Source organism: Streptomyces sp. 8K308, from assembly GCF_004348315.1.
In the GTDB taxonomy this organism is placed as follows: domain Bacteria; phylum Actinomycetota; class Actinomycetes; order Streptomycetales; family Streptomycetaceae; genus Streptomyces.
The window spans coordinates 1-6,389 of the sequence record NZ_SMKC01000383.1; the positions used below are offsets into that span (position 1 = coordinate 1).

4 protein-coding genes, 2 rRNA genes and 2 pseudogenes are annotated in these 6,389 nt (G+C 72.1%); 5 read left to right on the plus strand and 3 right to left on the minus strand.

Annotated elements, in window-relative coordinates; translation table 11 throughout:
• The 4 genes from E1265_RS31870 to E1265_RS38315 form a co-directional block, all read left to right on the plus strand.
• Positions 1 to 105: ribosomal RNA gene (locus E1265_RS31870) — 23S ribosomal RNA — on the plus strand; the annotation flags it as partial.
• Positions 106 to 197: 92 nt separating this feature from the next.
• Positions 198 to 314, plus strand: a 5S ribosomal RNA gene (gene rrf / locus E1265_RS31875).
• A gap of 131 nt (positions 315 to 445) precedes the next feature.
• A complete protein-coding gene (locus tag E1265_RS38310) occupies positions 446 to 1,480 on the plus strand; it encodes a hypothetical protein (RefSeq protein ID WP_207931288.1) in 1,035 nt (344 codons plus the stop codon).
• 23 nt (positions 1,481 to 1,503) lie between these two features.
• Positions 1,504 to 2,289: a tetratricopeptide repeat protein gene (locus E1265_RS38315; RefSeq protein ID WP_207931289.1), complete on the plus strand. Its 786-nt coding sequence runs from the start codon at positions 1,504 to 1,506 to the stop codon at positions 2,287 to 2,289.
• On the opposite strand, the gene E1265_RS31890 is transcribed toward E1265_RS38315, so the two are convergent.
• The 3 genes and pseudogenes from E1265_RS31890 to E1265_RS31900 form a co-directional block, all read right to left on the minus strand.
• On the minus strand, positions 2,280 to 4,064 hold the full coding sequence (locus E1265_RS31890; protein WP_132934449.1) for an IucA/IucC family siderophore biosynthesis protein: 1,785 nt from the start codon (positions 4,062 to 4,064) through the stop codon (positions 2,280 to 2,282). The genes E1265_RS38315 and E1265_RS31890 overlap by 10 nt on opposite strands.
• A gap of 5 nt (positions 4,065 to 4,069) precedes the next feature.
• Positions 4,070 to 4,651 carry a GNAT family N-acetyltransferase gene (locus E1265_RS31895; protein ID WP_132934450.1) on the minus strand — a complete coding sequence of 194 codons (582 nt, stop codon included), beginning with the start codon at positions 4,649 to 4,651 and terminating at the stop codon, positions 4,070 to 4,072.
• Between the two features lie 46 nt (positions 4,652 to 4,697).
• Positions 4,698 to 5,979 (minus strand): annotated as a pseudogene (locus tag E1265_RS31900) (DUF1015 domain-containing protein).
• Between the two features lie 47 nt (positions 5,980 to 6,026).
• Here E1265_RS31900 and E1265_RS31905 point away from each other — a divergent pair.
• A pseudogene (locus tag E1265_RS31905) lies at positions 6,027 to 6,389 on the plus strand (HAD family hydrolase); the annotation flags it as partial.

Below are 6,389 nucleotides of genomic sequence, written 5' to 3' on the forward strand. Positions count from 1 at the left end.
TTGATGGGGTAAGGCTCCCTGTAGACGACGGGGTTGATAGGCCGGAGATGGAAGCCTTGTGAGAGGTGGAGTTGACCGGTACTAATAGGCCGAGGGCTTGTCCATAGATGCTCGCGTCCACTGTGAATTCTGACCGTGTTCTACTGCGGACAGACAACTGAAGAGTGCGCTTGTTCGCGTGGAACACTTATCGGTGTTCCGGTGGTCATGGCGGTGGGGAAACGCCCGGTTACATTCCGAACCCGGAAGCTAAGCCTGCCAGCGCCGATGGTACTGCATGGGGGACCGTGTGGGAGAGTAGGTCGCCGCCGGACAATCTTTTGGAACCTCTGGTTCCCTAGCGTGCATGCTGGGGGACCAGAGGTTTTTTGTTTTCGTAAGGCAGGAAAGGCAGGAATCACGGCCATGACGGAATCGTCGGAGGGTCGGCCGGAGCGGGAGCCGCGTGCGCCCCGGCGTGATGGGGATCGAGGCGGCTATCAGCGCGGCGGAGGCCGCGGCGAGTGGCGAGGCGATCGACGCGACGACCGTCGGGACGATCGGCGTGGTGGCCAGGGCGGCGGCTCGTGGGGCCGGCGGGACGAGGCTTCGCGCCCGCGCTGGGACCGGGACGGCGAGCGTCGTGGCTCCGGACAGCGGGACGATCGCTTCCGGCGGGACGACCGGCCTCGTGACGATCGCCCGCGTGGTGACCGGCCGCGCGACGAGCGATGGGGGCGTCCGGGCGGCGGTGGCGGTTTCCGCCGCGATGACCGGCGCGATGACCGGCGCCCCGGATACGGCGGCGGTTCCGGCTCGGGTGGCGGCGGTGGCCGTGGATTCCGACGCGATGACCGGCCGAGGGATGACCGGTTCCGCAGGGACGACCGCCCCCGTGGTGATCGGCCGCGCGACGACCGCTTCAGCCGCGACGACCGGCCCAGGGACGACAGGTTCCGGCGCGACGACCGCCCTCGCGACGACCGCCCCCGTGACGACCGGCCCCGTGGTGACCAGCCCAGGGACGACAGGTTCCGCAGGGATGACCGCCCGCGAGGCGATCGGTTCCGGCGTGACGACCGGCCGCGCGATGACAGGTTCGGTCGCGATGACCGGCCGAGGGACGACAGGTTCCGCAGAAACGACCGGCCCAGGGACGACAGGTACCGCCGTGATGATCGGCCGCGTGATGACCGGTTCCGGCGGGACGACAGGCCCAGGGACGACCGGCCGCGTGACGAGCGGTTCCGCAGGGACGACCGGCCGCGTGAGGAGCGCCGGTACGGGGGCGGCTCCGGTGCGCGGGAGTACCGGCGGGAGGATCGGCCGTGGCGGGAGCGTGACGGCGAGCGGCGCGACGGGCCGCGCGGGCGTGACTTCCGTGGGCGCCGCGACGACCGTGGTGGCCCGCGCGGCGGCGTCCGGCGCGGTCCCGACCTGGCTCGAGACCGGGACCGGGACCGGGAGCGGGTCAGGAGGCTGCCGATCCCGGAAGAGGTGACGGGCGACGAGATCGACCGCTCGGTGCGGCAGGAACTGCTGAGCCTGCCCAAGACGCTGGCCGTGGACGTGGCGCGGAACCTGGTGATGGTCGCCAGGCTGCTCGACGAGGACGCCGAGCGTGCCTACGGCTACTCTCGCGCGGCGCTGCGGCTCGCCTCGCGGGTGGGCGCGGTGCGCGAGGCGGCCGGGTTCGCGTCGTACGGCGTGGGCAAGTACGCCGAGGCGCTGACCGAGTTCCGTGCCGCCCGACGGATGACCGGCTCGGTGCACCTGTGGCCGATCATGGCCGACTGCGAGCGCGGCATCGGCCGTCCCGAGCGGGCGCTGGCGATGGCCGGCGAGCCCGAGGTCCGTCAGCTCGACAAGGCCGGCCAGGTGGAGATGCGCCTGGTGGCGGCCGGGGCCCGGCGCGACATGGGGCAGCCGGAGGCGGCCGTGGTGACGCTGCAGAGCCCCGAGCTCGCCTCGAACTCCATCCAGCCGTGGACGGCGCGGCTGCGGTACGCCTACGCGGACGCGCTGCTGGCCGTAGGCCGGGAGGACGAGGCGCGTGAGTGGTTCGCCAAGGCCGCCGAGGCCGACCAAGGCGGCACCACCGACGCCTCGGACCGGCTGGCCGAGCTGGACGGTCTCGAGTTCGTCGACGCCCTCGACCCCGACGCCGACCTTGTGGACGAGGACGAGGACGAGGACGAGGTCGAGGTCGAGGACGAGGACGAGGTCGAGGACGAGGACGAGGTCGAGGACGAGGACGAGGTCGAGGACGAGGACGAGCAGGATGTCGAGGCGTCCCGGGATCAGGCGTAGCGGGCGATCGGGTTCTCGAGCGTGCCGACCAGCTGCAGCGCACCGCTGGGGTCGGGGTCCTGGAGATCGACCATCTGGCGGTTGTTCCGCAACTGCAGACGGTTGAGGCAGGACAGCGAGAAGCGCTCGGCGAACAGGTCGAATCGCCGGTGCTTCGCCGCGTACTCCGGAACGGCCTGCTGGTAGTCGGTGACACAGGCGGCCACGGTGGCCCAGAAGGTGTCCTCGGTCAGCAGGCCGTTCTCGGTGAGGATCCCGTTGAGGAAGCGGAAGAAGCAGTCGAAGACGTCGGTGAAGATCGTGAGCGTCCAGAAGTGGTCGGGGACGTCGATGCGGATCCGCTCGGCCTCGGGAGGCAGGGGCTGCTCGGCGCCCATGACGCCGATCTCCTCGGCGATGTCCTTCATGATGACGCGCTGCGGCACGCCGTCCTCCAGGACCAGGATGACGTTCTCGCCGTGCGGCATGAAGGCCAGGTCGTAGGCGTAGAGGCAGTGCAACAGCGGGGTCAGGTACGCGTTGAGGTAGTGGCGCAGCCAGACCTCGGCGGGCAGTCCCGACTGGGCGATCAGCGCGGCGGCGAACGAGTCGCCGTTCCGGTCGGTGTGCAGCAGTGAGGCCATGGTGGCGAGCCGCTGTCCCGGCTTGAGGGTGGGCATCGGGCTCTCGCGCCAGAGCGCGGCGAGCATCTTGAGGTGGGGGGAGCCTTTCTCGGCCACGGCCTCGTACTGGCGGTGGTGGTACCCGATGGCGGCGTGTTCGCGCAGGATCGAGAAGCCGGTGCCGGTGAGGAAGTCGTCCTTGGCGATCAGCCCGGCGAGCCAGTCGTTGATGGCCGGGGTGGCCTGCATGTAGTTGGCGGAGAGGCCGCGTATGAAGCCCATGTTCAGCACCGAGAGCGCGGTCTTCACGTAGTGCTTCTCGGGGGCGTCGGTGTTGAAGAAGGTGCGGATGGACTGCTGGGCGCGGTAGGCGTCGTCGCCCTCGCCGAGGCAGACCAGGTGTTGCCTGGCGACCTCGCCGGCGAAGGTGACGGAGATCCGGTTCCACCACTGCCAGGGGTGGACGGGGATGAGGTAGTAGTCGGCGAGGTCGAGGCCGAGCGTGGCCATCCGGTCGGCGAAGCGGTGTCGGGTGTCCGCGGCGAGTTCGCCGGCGATCAGGGTCTCGTAGTGGAGGTCGGCGCAGGCGGTGAAGGTGGCCAGGTCGCGGCGTGCGGCGAGCCAGACGAGCCGGACCGGGGAGCCGGTCTCGGGAGCGTAGGCGCGGTACTCGGCGGCGTCGAAGCCGAGGCGGCCGTTGTTGGCCACGAAGCACGGGTGGCCCTCGGTCATGCCGGCCTCGATGGTCTGGAAGTCGGAGCGCGCCAGCTCGGCGGCGGGGCGGTGCGGGGCGGCGAGCTTGTAGGCGCTACTGGCCAGGGTGCTGGTGATCTCCTCCAGGTAGACCGGCAGGATGTCGTCGCTGAGGCCGAGGGCGCCGCGCAGGTCGAGGAAGAAGTCGAGGGCGTCGAGGGGGAGCGGAACGCCGTCGCGCTCGCGGGTGATGGAGCCGGCGTCGACCAGCCAGTGATCGAGGCTGAGCCGGCGGGCGGCGAAGTGGTAGACGGTGGTGCCGTCGTCGGCGTGCACCGTGTGGCGGCCGTCGGGGCGCGGTTCGGGCGTCAGCAGGCGCTCGTGCGAGAACTCGGCGAGCGCCTTGCGTATCAGCAGGCGGTTGGCGCGCTGCCAGAGCTCCGGGGTGAGGTGGGCGACGGCTTCGTGGGGAACGGTCATGCGGTTCACTCCTGGGGGGTTGCCGTGGCCGACCGCGCGGCCTCGTACTGTTCGCGGGTGCAGAAGCTGAGGTAGGCGTCCTTGCCGGGGAGCCGGACGGTGCGCTCGACGTGGAAGCCGACGGCCGCGTTGAGGGCGTGGACGGGTTTGTTGCGGGCGTCGGGCTCGACCACCACCCGGCGGTTCTCGGGGTCGGCGAAGAGCAGCTCCATCACGGTGGTGATCACGGCGAGGGTGAAGCCGTGGAGCGGGGTGTCGGTGGGCGCGACCAGGAAGTGCATGCCGATGTCCCCTCGTCGGACCGGGTAGACGGTGCCCACGGCGTCGTGTGCCGGGTCGTAGGCCTCGACGAGGAAGGCCGGCTCGCCGTCGTGGAGGCCGAGGTATGCCTGGTGGGAGGGGGCGGCGGCGACGGTCTCGAACTCCTTGCGGACGTCGTCGAGCGCGGCGTCCCGCATGAGCCAGAAGACGGATTTGGGGTGGGTGAGCCAGCGGTGCAACAGCTCGGCGTCGGCGGCGGGGTCGACGAGGCGGAGGCTGAACTGACCGAGCCGTTCGTCGTGTCGGGCGAAGACGGTGCTGCTCATGAGGCTCCCAGGTGCGACAGCAAACTGGAAGTGAGGTTAGCCTAACCTAAATTCGCTCGACAATCGGGTCGCGCCCCTCGCCCGGGTCACGGAGGTCGCGCAGCAGCAGACCCGTGGCCGGCTTCGGCCCGAACGAGGTCGACTTGTGCGGCATGGTGACGCCCGACTCGGCCAGGGCCCGCACGATGTCTTCCCGCGCCGCGCGCATCAGTACCGCGAATCCGTCGACCGATCCGGCGGCCTGCGTCACGGCGGCGGACGCGCCGTGCAGGTGGCGGACCCGGAGCGGCGGCCCGCCCGGGCGGCGCCACAACTCGCCGAGCAGCGCGGCCTGAAGCACCGTGGCGTCCAACTCCCGCCAGGCGCGCGGCCGGTCGGCCGCCACGGTGCGGCCGAGCAGCGCCGGGTCAGGGCGGTCGAGCAGGTGGAAGGGCGCCGTGCGCGGCCAGCAGGAAGGCGTTGCCCTGTGCGTCGTCGAGCGCGCGCAGCGCGGCCTCCGGCGGTCCCGCCACGCGCCGGACCCGGAACGCCGTGCCGGCGGCGGCCAGTGCCTCGGCGGGCGGCAGGCCGGTCACCACCCGGTGGATCGGGTTGACCCGCAGCGGGTGCCGGGTGGTGTCCACCAGGAGCACCAGGCCGCGGTCCCAGGGCGGTCGGCCGCCGTGCTCGGCGCCGAGCCGCAGGCGGGTGGCCCAGCGGTGGTGCCCGTCGGCGATCAGCGCCCGGTGCCGCGCGAGTTCGGCGCGGGCCGCGGCGATCTCCGCCGGGTCGGTGACGGCCCAGACCCGGTGCTCGGTGGTGTCGTCGGTGGGCGTGGCGAGCAGCGGCGGGCCCACCGTCGCGCGCTCGACGAGGGCGGGCACGGCGGTGTCGTCGGGGGCGCCGCGGTAGGCGAGGAGCAGCGGCTCGAGGTCGGCCTCGGTGGCCCGCGCCAGCGCGGTGCGCTCGGCGACCACCTCCGGGATGACGTCCTCGTGCGGCAGCACCGTGCGCTCGCGCGGCGGCGTCAGCCGCAGGGCACCCATCAGGCCGCGCTGCGGCGGCCAGCCGGCGACGCGCTGCTCGTACACGTAGAGCGCGGGGGTCGGGTCGGTCACGAGGACGCCGGCCGCCTGCCACTCGCGGAGGGTGGCGGCGGCGCCCTCCGGGGTGCGTGGCAGGATCAGGCGGACGATGTTGTGCGGGTCCGAGGTCTCCAGATCACGCTGCTCGTCCGGCCGGACCACGACGTCGTACGGGGGCGAGATCACGTCGGCGAGGTTGCCGACCCGCTCGGGCGCGTAACGGAGCGCGCGGAACGGGGCGAGGTCCAGGCCGGCGGCGTGCATCCCCGCATCGTAGTGCCGGGCGGATCACGGGAGATGAGCTGAGAATGATGGTTGACAGCGTTGCCAGGGTGGGCGGGGGCGAGGCACGCGGCACCGCGCCGCGCGGTTCGGCGCGACCGCTCCACGAGGTCTACGACACCGCGCTGCTCGACCTCGACGGGGTCGTCTACGCGGGGGGCGAGGCGGTGCCGCACGCCGTGGAGTCGCTGCGGGCGGCGCGGGAGGCCGGCATGCGGCTGGCCTACGTCACCAACAACGCGGCCCGCACGCCGGAGACCGTCGCCGCACACCTCTCCAGGCTCGGCGTGGCCGCCGAGCCTGGAGAGGTGGTGACCTCAGCGCAGGCCGTGGCCCGGTTGATGGCCGAACAGCTGCCGGCCGGCGCGCGGGTGCTGTGCGCGGGTGGGGAG